Source organism: Paraburkholderia sp. RL17-380-BIE-A (assembly GCF_046028085.1).
Taxonomy (GTDB): Bacteria; Pseudomonadota; Gammaproteobacteria; order Burkholderiales; family Burkholderiaceae; genus Paraburkholderia.
The window spans coordinates 102,235-117,899 of record NZ_JARESQ010000009.1; the positions used below are offsets into that span (position 1 = coordinate 102,235).

Consider the following 15,665-nt stretch of genomic DNA (forward strand, 5'->3'; position numbering starts at 1 on the left):
GGGCGATACAATCCCGGGTGTCTTTACGACGTGAGGCGGATGCACGGTCGACATGAATCACTTCCCCAAACTGCTGTCGTCGCAAATCGGCTTTGACGTCGCACAGACCATGCTCGAAGGATTCGACCGGCACTACCGGGTCTTTCGCGACGCCGCGATCCACGCCAAGACGCTGTTTGAACAGGCCGACTGGCACGGCCTGCAGAAGCTCGCGCGCGACCGCATTGCCTCGTACGACGAACGCGTCGAGGAATGCGTCGAACTGCTCGAAGACGAATACGACGCGGAAAATATCGACGACGAAGTCTGGCAGCAGATCAAGCTGCACTACATCGGCCTCCTCACCACGCACCGGCAGCCCGAATGCGCGGAGACGTTCTTCAATTCGGTGTGCTGCAAGATCCTGCACCGCTCGTACTTCAACAACGATTTCATTTTCGTTCGCCCGGCCATCTCGACCGAATACATCGAGAACGACGAACCCGCGGCGAAGCCAACTTACCGCGCGTACTATCCCGGCAAAGACGGCCTCGCGGCGACGCTCGAGCGCATTGTCACGAACTTCCAGCTGGAACCGCCGTTTGAAGATCTGACCCGCGACGTCGGCTGCCTGATGCAGGCGATCCGCGACGCGTTCGGCGTGTTCGACGAAGCGCCCAATTTCCAGATTCACGTGCTCTCGTCACTGTTTTACCGGAACAAGTCTGCGTATATCGTCGGGCGAATCATCAACGGTGATCTGCTGTTGCCGTTCGCGGTGCCGCTGCGCCATGTGAAGCCGGGCGTGCTCGCACTCGACACGGTGCTGCTCAAGCGCGACCAGTTGCTGATCATCTTCAGCTTCTCGCATTCGTATTTCCTGGTGGATATGGAAGTGCCGTCCGCTTACGTCGAGTTTCTCGGCACCATCATGCAGGGCAAACCGAAGGCGGAAATCTACACGTCCGTGGGTTTGCAGAAGCAGGGTAAGAATCTGTTCTATCGCGACCTGCTGCATCACCTGTCGCATTCGAGCGATCAGTTCATCGTCGCACCCGGCATCAAGGGCCTCGTCATGCTCGTATTCACGCTGCCGTCGTTTCCGTATGTGTTCAAGCTGATCAAGGACAGCTTCCCGCCGCCGAAGGAAACCACGCGCGCGCAGATCAAGGAAAAGTATCAGCTCGTCAAACGGCATGACCGTCTGGGCCGCATGGCCGACACGCTCGAATATTCGAGCGTAGCGTTGCCGGTCTCGCGGCTCGACGAAGCGCTCGTGCGTGAACTCGAAAAGGAAGTGCCGTCGCTGATCGAATACGACGGCGACAGCCTCGTGATTCGCCATATGTATATCGAACGCCGCATGGTGCCGTTGAATCTGTTCCTGCAGAACGGCAACGACGAGGACATCGAGCACGGCATCAAGGAATACGGCAACGCCATCAAGGAACTGATGCAGGCGAACATCTTTCCGGGCGACATGCTTTACAAGAACTTCGGCGTGACACGTCACGGCCGCGTGGTGTTTTACGACTACGATGAAATCGAATATCTGACCGACTGCAACGTGCGCGCGGTGCCGGCGCCGCGTAACGAGGAGGACGAAATGTCGGGCGAGCCGTGGTACTCGGTCGGCCCGCACGACATTTTCCCGGAGACGTACGGCACGTTTCTGCTCGGCGACCCACGCGTGCGCCGCTCGTTCATGCAACATCACGCGGACTTCTTCGAACCTGCGCTATGGCAACGGCACAAGGATCATCTACTGAAAGGCGAACTGCCCGACTTTTTCCCGTACGACGACAGCGTGCGCTTCTGCGTGCGCTACCCGGAACGCTTTGCCGATGCGGCCAGCTCCGCACCGGACGCACCGGCCGACGAGCGCAGCGCGCGGGTCGCATGAGGCGCCTGTGCCGCTCGCAGTGTTGATGCCTCGCCCGAACCTTATGTAACGACATCGACCGGTCAATCGGTCGAGCAACCGCCAAGACGCACCATGAACACGAACGCTTCCACTCCTGACAATCCGCTCGCGCATCTGTTCGACAACAACGAAGCGTGGGTCGCCCGCAAGCTGTCCGAAGACCCCGAGTATTTTTCGCGTCTCGCACATCAGCAAACGCCCGAGTATTTGTGGATCGGCTGCTCCGATTCGCGCGTGCCGGCGAACCAGATCATCGGCCTGCCGCCGGGCGAAGTGTTCGTGCATAGAAACATCGCTAACGTGGTGGTGCATTCCGATCTGAACTGTCTCTCGGTGATCCAGTTCGCCGTCGATCTGCTGAAGGTCAAGCACATCATGGTGGTCGGCCACTACGGCTGCTCGGGTGTCGGCGCGGCGCTGCACGGCCGCCGCGTGGGTCTCGCGGACAACTGGCTGCACCACGTGCAGGACGTGCGCGCCAAGCATGCGGCGCTGATCGAGGAATGGCCGATCGGCGAGGCGCGTCACCGGCGTCTGGTCGAACTGAACGCGATCGAACAGGTGATGAACGTGTGCCGCACCACCATCGTCAACGATGCATGGGCGCGCGGCCAGGCGTTGACGGTACATGGCTGGGCGTACGGCGTGCATGACGGCAAGGTGCGCAATCTCGGCATGACGATCAGCGAGCCGGCCGCGCTCGACGCAACCTATCAGAAGTGTGTCGCGGCCGTGTCGGCGAGTGGCCCGCACAAGGCAGACAACGACGTGGTGGCCGCCGATGCGGCTCAGCTAGGCGACGTGCCGGCCATCGTCGAAGGCGTCATCAAGGAGCTTAAACATGAGTGAGACAAACATGAGTGAGACAAAGGCTGATCCGATCGTTATCGTGGGCGTGGCCCGCACGCCGATGGCGGCCTTTCAGGGTGACTTCGCCACACTGACCGCGCCGCAATTGGGCGCGGTGGCGATCGAGGCGGCCGTGCAGCGCGCGGGCCTGAAACCCGAACAGATCGACGAAGTGGTGATGGGTTGCGTGCTGCCCGCAGGCCTCGGCCAGGCGCCCGCGCGTCAGGCCGCGCTCGGCGCCGGCTTGCCGCTCGCCACCGGCAGCACCACGGTAAACAAGATGTGCGGCTCCGGCATGCGTGCGGCAATGTTCGCGCACGACATGCTCGCTGCCGGCTCCGTCGACGTGATCGTCGCGGGCGGCATGGAAAGCATGACGAATGCGCCGTACCTGCTGCCGAAAGCGCGCGCGGGCATGCGCATGGGCCACGGCCAGGTGATCGACCACATGTTCTACGACGGTCTCGAAGACGCCTACGAAAAAGGCCGTCTGATGGGCACCTTTGCCGAAGAATGCGCGGCCTCGTTCGACTTCACGCGCGAAGCGCAAGACGCGTTCGCCGTCGAGTCGCTCCACCGCGCGAAGCGCGCGAACGAAGACGGTTCGTTCAGCTGGGAAATCGCGCCGGTGAAGGTGCAAAGCCGCAAGGGCGAAGTCACCATCGATCACGACGAACAGCCGTTCAAGGCGAACCTCGACAAGATTCCAACGCTCAAACCCGCATTCAGCAAAACCGGCACGGTGACAGCGGCGAATTCGTCGTCGATTTCCGACGGCGCGGCCGCACTCGTCATGATGCGCGAGTCGACGGCGAAGCGCCTCGGCGTGGAGCCGATTGCACGCGTGGTCGGCCACTCGACCTTCGCACAGGAACCGGCGAAGTTCACCACCGCGCCGGTCGGGGCGATTCGCAAGCTGTTCGAGAAGAATGGCTGGCGCGCCGACGAAGTCGATCTGTATGAGGTCAACGAAGCATTTGCCGTCGTGACCATGGCGGCCATGAAGGAACACCATCTGCCGCACGAAAAGGTCAACGTGAACGGCGGCGCCTGTGCGCTCGGCCATCCGATCGGCGCGTCGGGCGCGCGCATTCTCGTCACGCTGATCGGCGCGCTCAAGCAACGCGGCGGCAAGCGCGGCGTCGCGACGCTGTGCATCGGCGGCGGCGAAGCGACGGCCATGGGTATCGAACTCGTGTAACGCGATTCGGGGCGTTTTGACAGCTTGGAGTATTCGATGAAAACAGTGTTGATCGTCGGTGCGTCGCGTGGCATCGGCCAGGAGTTTGTGCGGCAGTACAAAAAGAGCGGCTGGCGCGTGCTCGCCACCGCGCGTGACGGCGCCGCGCTCGATGCGTTGAATGAACTCGGCGCCCAAACGTTCTCGCTCGACGTGAGCGCGCCAGAGGAAATCGCCGCGCTCGGCTGGAAGCTCGACGGTGAACGGCTCGATGCGGCGATCGTGGTGGCGGGCGTCTACGGCCCGCGCACGGAAGGCATCGAGACGATCACTGCTGAAGACTTCGACCACGTCATGCACACCAATGTGCGCGGACCCATGCAATTGATGCCGATCCTGCTGCCGCTCGTCGAAGAGGCCGGCGGCGTATTCGCGGTGATTTCGAGCAAGATGGGCAGCATTGGCGACGCGAGCGGCACGACCGGCTGGCTGTATCGCGCGAGCAAGGCGGCGCTGAACGACGCGTTGAAACTCGCGTCGCTGGACGCTCGGCGCGCCACGTGCATTTCGCTGCATCCAGGCTGGGTGCAAACCGACATGGGCGGCGCCCAGGCGGCGATCGATCCCGCGCGCAGCGTGACCGGCATGCGTGATGTGCTGGCGCAGGCCGCGGGTGCGCGCGAAGCGTTCAACGGCCGCTTCTATCAATACGACGGGACACCGCTCGACTGGTGAGCAACTACTTGAACGGGATCACTTATGGTGCTTGATCAGGATCACCTGATGGTCCGCGACGCGCTGCGCACGTTCGTACGCGAAGCGATCACGCCGCATGCGGCGGCATGGGACCGCGAACGCACGTTTCCGCAGGACGTGCATCGGCAACTGGCGGAACTCGGCGCGTATGGCGTGCTCGTGCCCGAAACGTACGGCGGCGCCGGCATGGACGCACTGGCGCTCGCGCTGATACTCGAAGAAATCGCAGCCGGCGACGGCGGCACTTCGACGGCGATCTCCGTCAACAACTGCCCCGTGTGCAGCATTCTGCTCGCCTACGGCAACGACGCGCAGAAACGCGACTGGCTGACGCCGCTCGCGCGCGGCGACATGCTCGGCGCGTTTTGCCTGACCGAACCGCAAGCCGGTTCCGACGCCTCCGCGCTGCGCACCACCGCGACCCGCGACGGCGATTCGTATGTGTTGAACGGCGTCAAACAGTTCATCACGAGCGGCAAGAACGGCAACGTCGCGATCGTCATGGCCGTGACGGACAAGGCCGCGGGCAAGCGCGGCATCAGCGCGTTTATCGTGCCGACCGATACGAAGGGTTACGTCGTCGCGCGGGTTGAAGACAAGCTCGGCCAGCATTCGTCGGACACCGCGCAGATCATTTTCGAGGATTGCCGCGTGCCGGCTGCGAACCTGATCGGCGCGGAAGGCGAAGGCTACCGGATCGCGCTCTCAGGGCTCGAAGGCGGCCGTATCGGCATCGCCGCGCAAAGCGTCGGCATGGCGCGCGCCGCGTTCGAGGCGGCGCTGAGTTATGCGAAGGAGCGCGAGAGCTTCGGCGTGCCGCTCTTTTCGCATCAGGCCGTGCAATTCCGCCTCGCCGACATGGCGACGCAACTCGAGGCGGCGCGCCAGTTGATCTGGCATGCGGCCTCGTTGAAAGATGCCGGCCAGCCGTGCCTCACCGAAGCCGCGATGGCCAAACTGTTCGCGTCCGAAGCCGCCGAGCGCATCTGTTCGGCCGCCTTGCAGATTCATGGCGGCTACGGCTATCTGAGCGACTTCCCGGTCGAGCGGATTTACCGCGACGTGCGCGTTTGCCAGATCTACGAGGGCACCAGCGACATCCAGAAAATTTTGATCGCACGCGGTCTTGGCTGAAAGTCTGATGAATAAGCAACTGTTGCCGTTACAACGACCTGCCGATTGTCCCTGTGGGGGCGCCGCGCCCGATCAACGCAACGGCGCCAAGGCGCCCCGCTTCGCGCAATGCTGCGGCCGCTATATCGACGGCGGCGAAGCGGCGCCACGGGCCCTTGAATTGATGCGCTCGCGCTACAGTGCCTATGTGGTCGGTGCAACGGATTATCTGCGCGCGACCTGGGCGCCGCACACCTGCCCCGCCGATCTCGACGCGGATCCCGCTTCGCCCGACGCGCCACGGTGGCTCGGACTGCAGATCAAGGCGTTTGCTGAAACCGACGCTCATCACGCGACCGTTGAATTCGTCGCGCGTTACAAGGTGGGCGGCCGCGCGCACCGGCTTCATGAACTGAGCCGTTTCGTTCGCGACGAAGACGGTCGCTGGCGTTACGTGGATGGCGACGTGAGCGAATAACCCTTCCCCACCCTTACACGACGCCGCAGCGACCTCACGCCGCGCTCACATATGGCCCCGATAGCGGGGCCATTTTTTCGTGTTGGCTCCATGCCACAACGCCCGCGCCGCGCCTGATTGCTTCGTTGCACCAAACACCCGCGAGGCCCGCACGACCGGCCGGAGGTGGCCGATCGACGCGCGGCAAATTTTGCGTCGCGGGTTCTCCTTGATTGCACAAAACAAAATTGTCGTGCCAGGATGAGGCCGTAGCTTCATGACGTCACGTTGCGAGAGCCGGTCCATACCGCTCCGCAAATTGCGCAGGACGCCCTGCCGGGCACCAGAGAGTGTGGTTCCGGCGGCGGTTTCAGGCAGCAGGCGTGACGCTCATCATCGGCGCGTGGGGTCGCGTCGGCCGTTTGGGTTCATCCCGTGCGATCTCGATTAGCGTGCGTGCGCCTTTGGCGCACTCCGTGCGCGAGTGTGCTTTTGTTTGTCGAAAGGCCAGCCGAAAGGCAAATGTCAGTAATGGCTTTCGATAAACGGGCATCACGGTGTTCAGGGCAGGTTTTTGAGGCAGGTGCGTCAATGGTGTTCAGCAAGGTTCTGACGAAGTGTGCGGTGATCTGTGCAGCGGCCACGTGCGCTGTCGCACTCGCGCACGCCGACCCGCTCGCCGACATTCAGGCTGGACCGCTGACACGCGCGCACGTGCCGCGTATTGCGCTCGACGACGACGTCTATCTGCCCAGCGCAGGTCTGAACGAACAGATCATCCGCGTACCGGTCGACGCAGCCGGCACGATTACCCTCGAAACGACGATCTACAAACCGGACGGCGCAGGCCCGTTTCCGATGATCGTTTTCAACCACGGCAAGATTCCCGGCGATCCGCGCACGCAGGAACGCAGCGACCCGCTGCCGTTCGCGCGCGAATTCGTGCGCCGTGGTTATGTGGTGGTGGCGCCGAACCGTCAGGGTTTCGGCCATTCGGACGGCGCTTATCAGCAGGACGGCTGCGACGTCGAAAAGAACGGCATCAGCCAGGCCGGCGACGTCGCCGCGACGGTCGACTTCATGTCGAAGCAACCTTACGTGGATGCCACGCACATCGTCGTGGCCGGCACCTCGCACGGCGGCCTTGCGACGATTGCCTACGGTACGGAAGCGGCGCCCGGCGTGCGCGCGCTGATCAATTTCTCGGGCGGCTTGCGGCAGGATGCTTGCAGCGACTGGCAGGGCAACCTGACGCGCGCCTTCGGCGCTTACGGCGAGAAGACCAAGGTGCCGTCGCTTTGGATGTACGGCGATAACGATTCGGTCTGGAACGCGCCGCTGGTGGCGGGCATGTATGCCGCGTTCGGTGCGCACGGCGCGAGCGCGAAGATGGTGGATTTCGGCAACTACAAGAACGATGCGCACCGGCTGGTCGGCGACCGCGATGGCGTGCATGTGTGGTGGCCGGCCGTGGAAGCGTTCCTTGCGCGAGTGGGAATGCCGACTGGTGTGCAGTATCGTGTGTCGGATCCTTCCATGCCGAAGGCGAGCGGGTTTGCCGCTGTCGATGCGGTCGATGCCGTGCCGTTTGTCGACGAGGCCGGGCGCAATGGGTATCGGAATTTCCTGCATCAGTTTCCTAGCCGGGCGTTTGCTGTGTCTGATACTGGGGCTTGGTCGTGGGCTGAGGGTGGCGATGATCCTATGTCGGTTGCCGTGGCCAATTGTCAGAAGCAGAGTTCGGCGCCTTGCCGGTTGTATGCGGTGAATAATGCGGTTGTTTGGGGGGATCAGTCTTCGCAGACGGCTGATGGTGGGGCTGGGGGTAGCGGTGATGCGCGGCGGGCTATTGCTAGTCGGGAGTGAGTGGTTTTTTGCCTGATCGGCGGTGTTTTTGATTGTTTCCCTCGGGTGGTGGCCTTTCCTTGATTTCTTAGTGGTCTATTCGCGTTGCCCCTGTGCGGGGCGGCACCTACTTTCTTTGCCGCGGCAAAGAAAGTAGGCAAAGAAAGCCGCTTTGCACCGCCAGCTCTTAAGCGGGGTCCCCGCACAGCCACGGTAGTGGCCCATCTGGAATCCGTGCCCTCGCACATTCAGCGCTTGTGACACAGCAGTCATTCTTCCGGCGGCGCTGCGCGTGCCGAGGCGGTACTTCATTAAAACCATCGGTCGTTTGTAGGTCAGCGGGATTTCCTAATCGCCTGTCCTTCTTTCACGCGGGCTCGACTTCACATCGCAGGCCCCTTCTGGCATCAGCAGTATTTCTAAAGCCCCTGCATTTCTTACCCCGGCAGTATTTCTAATGCCGCGACTCTGCTCTTACCCCAGCAGTATTTCTATGCCTCGGCTCGGCTCTTACGCCGGCAGTATCTCTAATGCCACGGCTCGGTTCTTACGCTGGCGGTACTTCTAATCCTTCGGCTCGCTTCATGTATCGGCCGGGCTTCCAAAAATTCCGCTCGCTCCTTGCGCGGGCCGCCTCGGCGCCACGCCGAGGCGAAGCCGACGGCTCCCGCCGCACCCGAACGAGGCCTCTGGTTTCCGGCTGACCATTCCGGCGAGCGCGCAGTGCGAGGCGGGAGGCATGACTGCCTTGTCACGAAGGCCAAATGTGCGAGGGCACGGATTCCAGATGGACCACTACCGTGGCTGCGCGGGGGCCCCGCTTAAGAGCTGGCGGTGCAAAGCGGCTTTCTTTGCCTACTTTCTTTGCCGCGGCAAAGAAAGTAGGTGCCGCCCCGCACAGGGGCAACGCCAATAGACCACTAACAAAGCAAGGAAAGGCCAACACCACAAAGACCACAGCCAAAAAACCGCCGAACAGGCAAAAAAGCCCCGCCCACCCCAATTTCCCGCCAGTAAAACCCAACTACTTTGCCGTCGCTAACTGCACCGATCAGCAACCTTCCGCGGAAAACAGAAACCACCTGCATCGAACAGCCAACAACCCCAGCGCCGCAGGCAAAAACCGCCCATCCGCCCCTAGTGCACAGCACGAAATAAACCGCTAATCTCGACCCCGCAAGCCCGCCAAGGGCCGCGCGCAGCGCAGAAAAAAGAAGCGCAGCACGCTCGAAAATGGCCCTAAAAAAGCCACGCCGCACAGCGGCCAAAAAGCACCCTGGAGTACCCTTTGGAAAAGTCAGCAGCACAGTCAACAGCCCCCGAAGACTGGATCGCCCGCAGCCTGCGCGCCGTCTGGCACCCCTGCACGCAGATGAAGCACCACGAGCGCCTGCCGCTCGTGCCCGTCGCGCGTGGTCAAGGCGCGTGGCTCTACGATCGCGCCGGCCATCGCTATCTGGATGCCATCAGCTCCTGGTGGGTCAACCTGTTCGGTCACGCCAACCCGCGCATCAACGCGGCGCTCAAAGATCAACTCGACACGCTCGAACACGCCATGCTCGCCGGCTGCACGCATGAACCGGCTATCGAACTCGCAGAGCGGCTCAGCGCGCTCACCGGCAATACGCTTGGCCACGCATTCTTCGCATCGGATGGCGCATCCGCCGTCGAAATCGCCTTGAAGATGAGCTTCCACTCATGGCGCAATCGCGGTTTCGCCGACAAGCAGGAATTCGTCTGCACGGCCAACAGCTATCACGGCGAAACCATCGGCGCACTCGGTGTCACCGATGTCGCGCTGTTCAAGGACGCCTACGACCCGTTGATCCGCCACGCGCATGTCGTGGCATCGCCCGATGCTCGTCTCGCGCAAGCTGGTGAAAGCGCCGCCGATGTCGCGCGTCGCGCACTCGATCACGTTCGCGCACTGTTCGAAGCACGCGCCACGAAAATCGCCGCGCTGATCATCGAGCCGCTCGTGCAATGCGCGGCCGGCATGGCCATGCACGACGCGTCGTATATCGCCGGATTGCGCGCCTTGTGCGATCAATACGGCGTGCATCTGATCGCCGATGAGATCGCCGTCGGCTGCGGACGCACCGGCACCTTCTTCGCATGCGAACAGGCCGGCATCTGGCCGGATTTCATCTGTCTGTCGAAAGGTATCAGCGGCGGGTATCTGCCGCTTTCGATCGTGCTGTCGCGCGACGAAATTTTCGAAGCCTTCTATCACGACGACACCGCGCGCGGCTTCCTGCACTCGCATTCGTACACCGGCAATCCGCTCGCCTGCCGCGCGGCGCTCGCTACGCTCGATCTGTTCGAGAGCGACAACGTTCTCGCCGCCAACACGCAGAAGTCCGCAAAACTGAAAGACGCGCTCGCGCCGCTCGCCGATCACGAGCAAGTCCGCAATCTGCGTCAGCGCGGCACGATCTTCGCGTTCGATGCCGTGATCGACGATGCTCAGCAAGCCAGAACATTCTCGCGCCGCTTCTTCGAAAACGCGTTGCAGCGCGAACTGCTGCTGCGCCCAATCGGAACCACGGTGTATCTCATGCCCCCTTATATCCTCGACGACGAAGAACTCGCGCTGCTCGCTTCACGCACGCGGGAAACCTTCGAAGCCACGCTTGCGGAGACCCGCTAATGCATCTGCTCGACACGCTCGCCGAAGGGCTGAAGGAGATCGACGCGCGCGGCCTGCGCCGTCGCCGCCGCACCGCCGACACGCCGTGCGCGGCCCACATGACGGTCGACGGCCGCGCGATCATCGGCTTCGCCAGCAACGACTATCTCGGGCTCGCCGCGCATCCGCAACTGATCGCGGCCATCGCCGAAGGCGCAGAGCGCTATGGCGCGGGCAGCGGCGGCTCGCATCTGCTCGGCGGCCACTCGCGCGCGCATGCGCAACTCGAAGACGATCTCGCGGAATTCGTCGGCGGCTTCGTCGACAATGCGCGCGCGCTCTACTTCAGCACCGGCTACATGGCGAATCTCGCCACGCTTACCGCACTCGCGGGCCGCGGCACGACGCTCTTCTCCGACTCGCTGAATCACGCTTCGCTGATCGACGGCGCGCGTTTGTCCCGCGCCGACGTGCAGATCTACCCGCACTGCGATACCGAAGCGCTGAGCGCGATGCTCGAAGCCTCGGACGCCGATGTCAAAGTGGTCGTCTCCGACACCGTCTTCAGCATGGACGGCGACATAGCGCCGCTGCCGCGCCTGCTCGAACTCGCGGAAAAACACGGCGCGTGGCTGATCGTCGACGACGCGCACGGTTTCGGCGTGCTCGGCCCGCAAGGCCGCGGCGCGATCGCGCAAGCAGCGCTGCGTTCGCCGAACCTCATTTCGATCGGCACGCTCGGCAAAGCGGCCGGCGTTTCCGGCGCATTCGTCGCGGCGCATGAGACGGTGATCGAATGGCTCGTGCAGCGCGCACGTCCGTACATTTTCACTACGGCGTCGGTGCCGGCCGCCGCGCACGCGGTGTCGGCAAGCCTGCGTATCATCGGCGGCGAAGAAGGCGACGCGCGGCGCGCGCATCTTCAGCAGTTGATCGAGCGCACGCGCGCCATGCTCAAGGCAACGCCGTGGATACCGGTCGATTCGCATACGGCCGTGCAACCGCTCATCATCGGCGCGAACGATGCCACGCTGGATATCGCGGCCACCCTCGAACGTGCGGGTCTATGGGTGCCGGCCATCCGTCCGCCGACCGTGCCCGCCGGCACATCGCGCTTGCGCATTTCGCTGTCGGCCGCGCACTCGCAGGCGGACCTCGATCGGCTCGAAGCCGGCTTGCAGCAATTGGGAGCGAAAGCGGCATGAGTAGCGCGAATCAAAACGCACTGTCGTTGTTCGTCACCGGCACCGATACGGAAATCGGCAAGACGTTCGTCTCGGCTGCACTGTTGCGCGGCTTCGTTCGCGAAGGGCTGCAAGCCGCCGCGATGAAGCCGATCGCCGCCGGCGCGTTCGAAGTGGACGGCGTGCTGCATAACGAGGACGCGGATCAACTCGACGCCGCGTCGAACGTCCTGCTGCCGCCCGAGATGCGCACACCGTATCTGTTGAAGGAACCGGCCGCGCCGCATATTGCGGCCGCGCTGGAAAACGTCTCGCTCGATCTGGACCGTATCGTCGACTGTCACGCGCAAGCGCTCAAGCGCGCGCAGATCGTCGTGGTGGAAGGCGTCGGCGGATTTCGCGTGCCGTTGACCGCCACTCAGGACACCGCCGATCTCGCCGTTGCCCTGAAACTGCCGGTCGTGCTGGTGGTCGGCATGCGGCTCGGTTGCATCAGCCATGCGCTGCTCACCGCCGAAGCGATCGCCGCGCGCGGGCTCACGCTCGCCGGCTGGGTTGCCAACCGCATCGATCCGGACATGACGTTTCCCGACGAAAACATTGCGTCGATCCGCGCGCATCTCGCCCGCGAATACGACGCGCCGCTGCTCGGCATCGTGCCGCATCTGAGCCCCGCTTCGCCCGAGTTCGCGGCGGAGCGGCTCGACATCAACCGCCTTTTGCAGACGCTGCGCCACGCGCAGCGCTGAACCCCCATCACATCCATCCATGAGGATCGACGACATGACGCAACTGAACATCGCTCCGGCGTCCGCCGATACGGCCGCCGCCAATAACAACGCCGCAGCCGGCACGAAGCAGGTCGCGCGCTGGCGCGTGGCGGACATCGTGGCGTTGTACGAACTGCCGTTCAACGACCTGATGTTCCAGGCGCAGCAAACCCATCGCGAACATTTCGACGCGAACACCGTGCAACTGTCGACGCTGCTGTCGATCAAGACCGGCGGCTGCGAAGAAGATTGCGCGTACTGTCCGCAGTCGGTGCATCACGACACGGGCCTGCAAGCCGACAAACTGATGCCGGTCGACGAAGTGCTCGCCGCCGCGAAGGTCGCCAAGGAAAACGGCGCGACGCGTTTCTGCATGGGCGCCGCATGGCGTAATCCGAAAGACCGTCACCTCGAACCGATCAAGGACATGATCCGCGGCGTGAAGGCGATGGGTCTCGAAACCTGCGTGACGCTCGGCATGCTCGAAACGCATCAGGCGCAAGGGCTGCGCGAAGCAGGCCTCGACTACTACAACCACAATCTCGATACGTCGCCGGAGTTCTACGGCCAGATTATTTCGACGCGTACGTATCAGGATCGCCTCGACACGCTCGAGCGCGTGCGCGATGCCGGCATCAACGTGTGCTGCGGCGGGATTGTCGGACTGGGCGAGTCGCGTCGTGAGCGCGCCGGCCTGATCGCGCAGCTGGCGAACATGGAGCCGTATCCGGAATCGGTGCCCATCAACAATCTGGTGCAGGTGGAAGGCACGCCGCTGACCGGCACGGAAGCGATCGACCCGTTCGAATTCGTGCGCACGATTGCGATTGCGCGCATCACCATGCCGCGCGCCATGGTGCGTCTGTCGGCGGGCCGCGAGCAGATGAACGAAGCGTTGCAGGCCATGTGCTTCCTCGCCGGCGCGAACTCGATTTTCTACGGCGATCAATTGCTGACCACGAGCAATCCGCAGGCGGAAGCCGACCGCAAGCTGCTCGAACGACTCGGCATTCGCGCCGAGGCCGCGCAACAAATGCCGCTCGATCAAAGCGGCTGCGAGCACGGCTGCGATAAACACGCCGCACCGAACTGAGCGCGTGCGCCGCGTGCAATAAAACGCGCGCGATAAAAAAGGCTGCCTCGTTTTGTACGAGGCAGCCTTTTTACTTAAGAAGCCGAAGTTTTATTTCTTGTCGACGATGATCTGATCAAACGTCCCGCCGTCGGAAAAATGGGTTTGCTGCGCTTTCTGCCAGTTGCCGAACATTTCTTCGACCGTGAACGTCTTGATCGGCTTGAACTCCGCGGCATGCTTCGCGAGCACCGTCTTGTCTCGCGGACGCAGATGATGCTGCGCGATGATTTCCTGCGCGGCCGGCGACCACAGATAGTCGAGGTAGGCCTGCGCCTCCTTGCGCGTGCCGCGCTTGTCGACCACCTTGTCGACGATCGAAACCGGCGGCGCCGCCAGCAGACTCACCGACGGATAGACGGCCTCGAAGTTGCCCCCGCCCACCCCCGTGTCCATCAGCGCCACTTCGTTTTCGAACGTCACCAGCACGTCGCCGATACCGCGCTGCGTGAACGTGGTGGTCGCGCCTCGTCCGCCCGTGTCGAGCACCGGCACGTTCTTGAAGATCGCCTTTTCGAAGTCGAGCGCCTGCGCGTCGGTGCCGCCGTGTTGCTTGCGATAACCCCACGCGGCCAGATACGTATAGCGCCCGTTACCCGATGTCTTCGGATTGGCGATCACCACCTGCACGCCGGGCTTGGCGAGATCGTCCCAGTCCTTGATGTGCTTCGGGTTGCCCTTGCGTACGAGGAACACCATCGTCGTGGTGTACGGTGCGCTGTCGTCGGGCAGACGCGCGCGCCAGTTGGCCGGCACCAGTTGGCCTTTCTCGGCGAGCAGGTCGATGTCGTTGGGCTGATTCATCGTCACCACATCGGCCTGCAAGCCTTGCAGCACCGACAGCGCCTGCGCGCTCGACGCGCCGTGCGACTGGCGAATCGACACGGTCTCGCCGCTCTTCTCCTTGTACGCGGCAATGAAGCCGGCGTTGATGTCCTTATACAACTCACGCGTCACGTCGTACGACACATTGAGCAGCGACGCATCCGCGTGCGCCGTCGACACACCCGCCAGCGCGAGCGTGATTGCCGTCATGCCGGCTGCCAGCCAGCGCGATGTCCCCGTCTTGCCTGCCATCCTGTCCCCGCCTATCGTTGATGAAAACCAGTGGCCGCACGAACGCGCGGCATGAAGCGGGATTCTAACGGATCGCTTACTTGGCCAGCGGGCCGTCCGCGCGCCCGGCGATGCGCGAACGCCGGCCCGGCCACTCAAACGAACGCGTGCTGTGCGGCGTCGAACGACTCCTCGCGAAAACGCAACGGCGCCGCGCAATGCACCAGCGTGTCGACGAAATACTTCGCGCGCGGCCACGGACCAAATCCGGCCGCGGTGTTGATATGTCCCGCGTCACCGAGATTGACGAACGCACTGCCGAAACGCTGCGCCAGATCGCGTGATCCGGCGAGCGACATCCACGGATCGGTTTCGCTGCCGATCAGAATGGATGGCACGCCGAGACGCCGCGCGTCGAACGGTCCCGCGAAGGTGAATTTCTGCGGACTCGCGGGCGCGACGAACAGCACGCCGATCACGTCGTTCGCGTACGACGCCTGCTGCAGCGCGTGCGCGGTCGCGAGGCAGCCGAAGCTATGCGCGGCCAGCACGAACGGCCCGCGCTCGCGCGCCAGCAGATCGCGCAACGATTTGGACCACCGCGCGAGGTCCGGCGCGTCCCAGTCGGCTTGTTCGACGCGCAGCGAGCGCGCGAACTGCCGCTCCAGCCATGTCTGCCAGTGCGCGCCCTCGCTGCCGTGCAGGCCGGGAACGGTGACGAGCCGCGGCGGCCATGTCGATTTGGTGCATGAAAGCATGTGGGTGCCTCGCTGCGGAATTCCGGATAGTGA

13 protein-coding genes are annotated in these 15,665 nt (G+C 63.3%); 11 read left to right on the top strand and 2 right to left on the bottom strand.

The annotated features are described in order from the left end of the window. The first annotated feature begins 52 nt into the window (after window positions 1–52). From aceK to bioB, 11 genes are all read left to right on the top strand, one after another. On the top strand, window positions 53–1,882 hold the full coding sequence (gene aceK / locus P0D68_RS17050) for a bifunctional isocitrate dehydrogenase kinase/phosphatase (protein WP_091796947.1): 1,830 nt from the start codon (window positions 53–55) through the stop codon (window positions 1,880–1,882). A 93-nt stretch (window positions 1,883–1,975) separates the two neighbouring features. Next, the gene (gene can / locus P0D68_RS17055) at window positions 1,976–2,752 is read left to right on the top strand and encodes a carbonate dehydratase (RefSeq protein ID WP_091796949.1); all 777 of its coding nucleotides are present in this window, start codon (window positions 1,976–1,978) and stop codon (window positions 2,750–2,752) included. Next, window positions 2,745–3,953, top strand: coding sequence for an acetyl-CoA C-acetyltransferase (locus P0D68_RS17060; protein ID WP_408298500.1), 1,209 nt, complete (start codon window positions 2,745–2,747; stop codon window positions 3,951–3,953). Before can ends, P0D68_RS17060 begins: the two co-directional genes overlap by 8 nt. A 36-nt stretch (window positions 3,954–3,989) precedes the next feature. Then, complete coding sequence (locus P0D68_RS17065; protein ID WP_091796951.1) at window positions 3,990–4,667, top strand: SDR family oxidoreductase; 678 nt, start codon at window positions 3,990–3,992, stop codon at window positions 4,665–4,667. 24 nt (window positions 4,668–4,691) lie between these two features. Continuing rightward, entirely contained in the window at window positions 4,692–5,822 is a 1,131-nt protein-coding gene (locus tag P0D68_RS17070; RefSeq protein ID WP_408298498.1) for an acyl-CoA dehydrogenase family protein, read from the top strand. A gap of 7 nt (window positions 5,823–5,829) precedes the next feature. After that, window positions 5,830–6,279 (top strand): YchJ family protein, encoded by a 450-nt coding sequence (locus P0D68_RS17075; protein ID WP_408298496.1) that lies wholly within the window; start codon window positions 5,830–5,832, stop codon window positions 6,277–6,279. A 570-nt stretch (window positions 6,280–6,849) separates the two neighbouring features. After that, a complete protein-coding gene (locus P0D68_RS17080) occupies window positions 6,850–8,124 on the top strand; it encodes a dienelactone hydrolase family protein (protein ID WP_408184470.1) in 1,275 nt (424 codons plus the stop codon). Window positions 8,125–9,391: 1,267 nt separating this feature from the next. Further along, on the top strand, window positions 9,392–10,753 hold the full coding sequence (gene bioA / locus P0D68_RS17085; RefSeq protein WP_408298494.1) for an adenosylmethionine--8-amino-7-oxononanoate transaminase: 1,362 nt from the start codon (window positions 9,392–9,394) through the stop codon (window positions 10,751–10,753). Continuing rightward, window positions 10,753–11,937: an 8-amino-7-oxononanoate synthase gene (gene bioF, locus P0D68_RS17090; protein WP_408298492.1), complete on the top strand. Its 1,185-nt coding sequence runs from the start codon at window positions 10,753–10,755 to the stop codon at window positions 11,935–11,937. Before bioA ends, bioF begins: the two co-directional genes overlap by 1 nt. Then, complete coding sequence (bioD, locus tag P0D68_RS17095) at window positions 11,934–12,665, top strand: dethiobiotin synthase (protein ID WP_408298490.1); 732 nt, start codon at window positions 11,934–11,936, stop codon at window positions 12,663–12,665. Before bioF ends, bioD begins: the two co-directional genes overlap by 4 nt. Before the next feature lie 34 nt (window positions 12,666–12,699). Next, window positions 12,700–13,779, top strand: a complete 1,080-nt coding sequence (gene bioB / locus P0D68_RS17100) for a biotin synthase BioB (protein ID WP_408298488.1) — start codon at window positions 12,700–12,702, stop codon at window positions 13,777–13,779. Window positions 13,780–13,869: 90 nt separating this feature from the next. Here the strand turns inward: bioB and P0D68_RS17105 are convergent, their stop codons facing one another. Next, window positions 13,870–14,895: a sulfate ABC transporter substrate-binding protein gene (locus P0D68_RS17105; RefSeq protein WP_408298486.1), complete on the bottom strand. Its 1,026-nt coding sequence runs from the start codon at window positions 14,893–14,895 to the stop codon at window positions 13,870–13,872. 134 nt (window positions 14,896–15,029) lie between these two features. Continuing rightward, the gene (locus P0D68_RS17110) at window positions 15,030–15,632 is read right to left on the bottom strand and encodes an RBBP9/YdeN family alpha/beta hydrolase (protein ID WP_408184466.1); all 603 of its coding nucleotides are present in this window, start codon (window positions 15,630–15,632) and stop codon (window positions 15,030–15,032) included. Window positions 15,633–15,665 lie beyond the last annotated feature (33 nt).

Coding starts and splice junctions, on each gene's coding strand:
- bioF (WP_408298492.1), top strand. CDS start 10,753: ATGCATCTGCTCGACACGCTCGCCGAAGGGCTGAAGGAGATCGACGCG.
- bioD (WP_408298490.1), top strand. CDS start 11,934: ATGAGTAGCGCGAATCAAAACGCACTGTCGTTGTTCGTCACCGGCACC.
- P0D68_RS17070 (WP_408298498.1), top strand. CDS start 4,692: ATGGTGCTTGATCAGGATCACCTGATGGTCCGCGACGCGCTGCGCACG.
- P0D68_RS17075 (WP_408298496.1), top strand. CDS start 5,830: ATGAATAAGCAACTGTTGCCGTTACAACGACCTGCCGATTGTCCCTGT.
- P0D68_RS17080 (WP_408184470.1), top strand. CDS start 6,850: ATGGTGTTCAGCAAGGTTCTGACGAAGTGTGCGGTGATCTGTGCAGCG.
- P0D68_RS17110 (WP_408184466.1), bottom strand. CDS start 15,632: ATGCTTTCATGCACCAAATCGACATGGCCGCCGCGGCTCGTCACCGTT.
- P0D68_RS17065 (WP_091796951.1), top strand. CDS start 3,990: ATGAAAACAGTGTTGATCGTCGGTGCGTCGCGTGGCATCGGCCAGGAG.
- aceK (WP_091796947.1), top strand. CDS start 53: ATGAATCACTTCCCCAAACTGCTGTCGTCGCAAATCGGCTTTGACGTC.
- can (WP_091796949.1), top strand. CDS start 1,976: ATGAACACGAACGCTTCCACTCCTGACAATCCGCTCGCGCATCTGTTC.
- bioB (WP_408298488.1), top strand. CDS start 12,700: ATGACGCAACTGAACATCGCTCCGGCGTCCGCCGATACGGCCGCCGCC.
- P0D68_RS17105 (WP_408298486.1), bottom strand. CDS start 14,895: ATGGCAGGCAAGACGGGGACATCGCGCTGGCTGGCAGCCGGCATGACG.
- P0D68_RS17060 (WP_408298500.1), top strand. CDS start 2,745: ATGAGTGAGACAAACATGAGTGAGACAAAGGCTGATCCGATCGTTATC.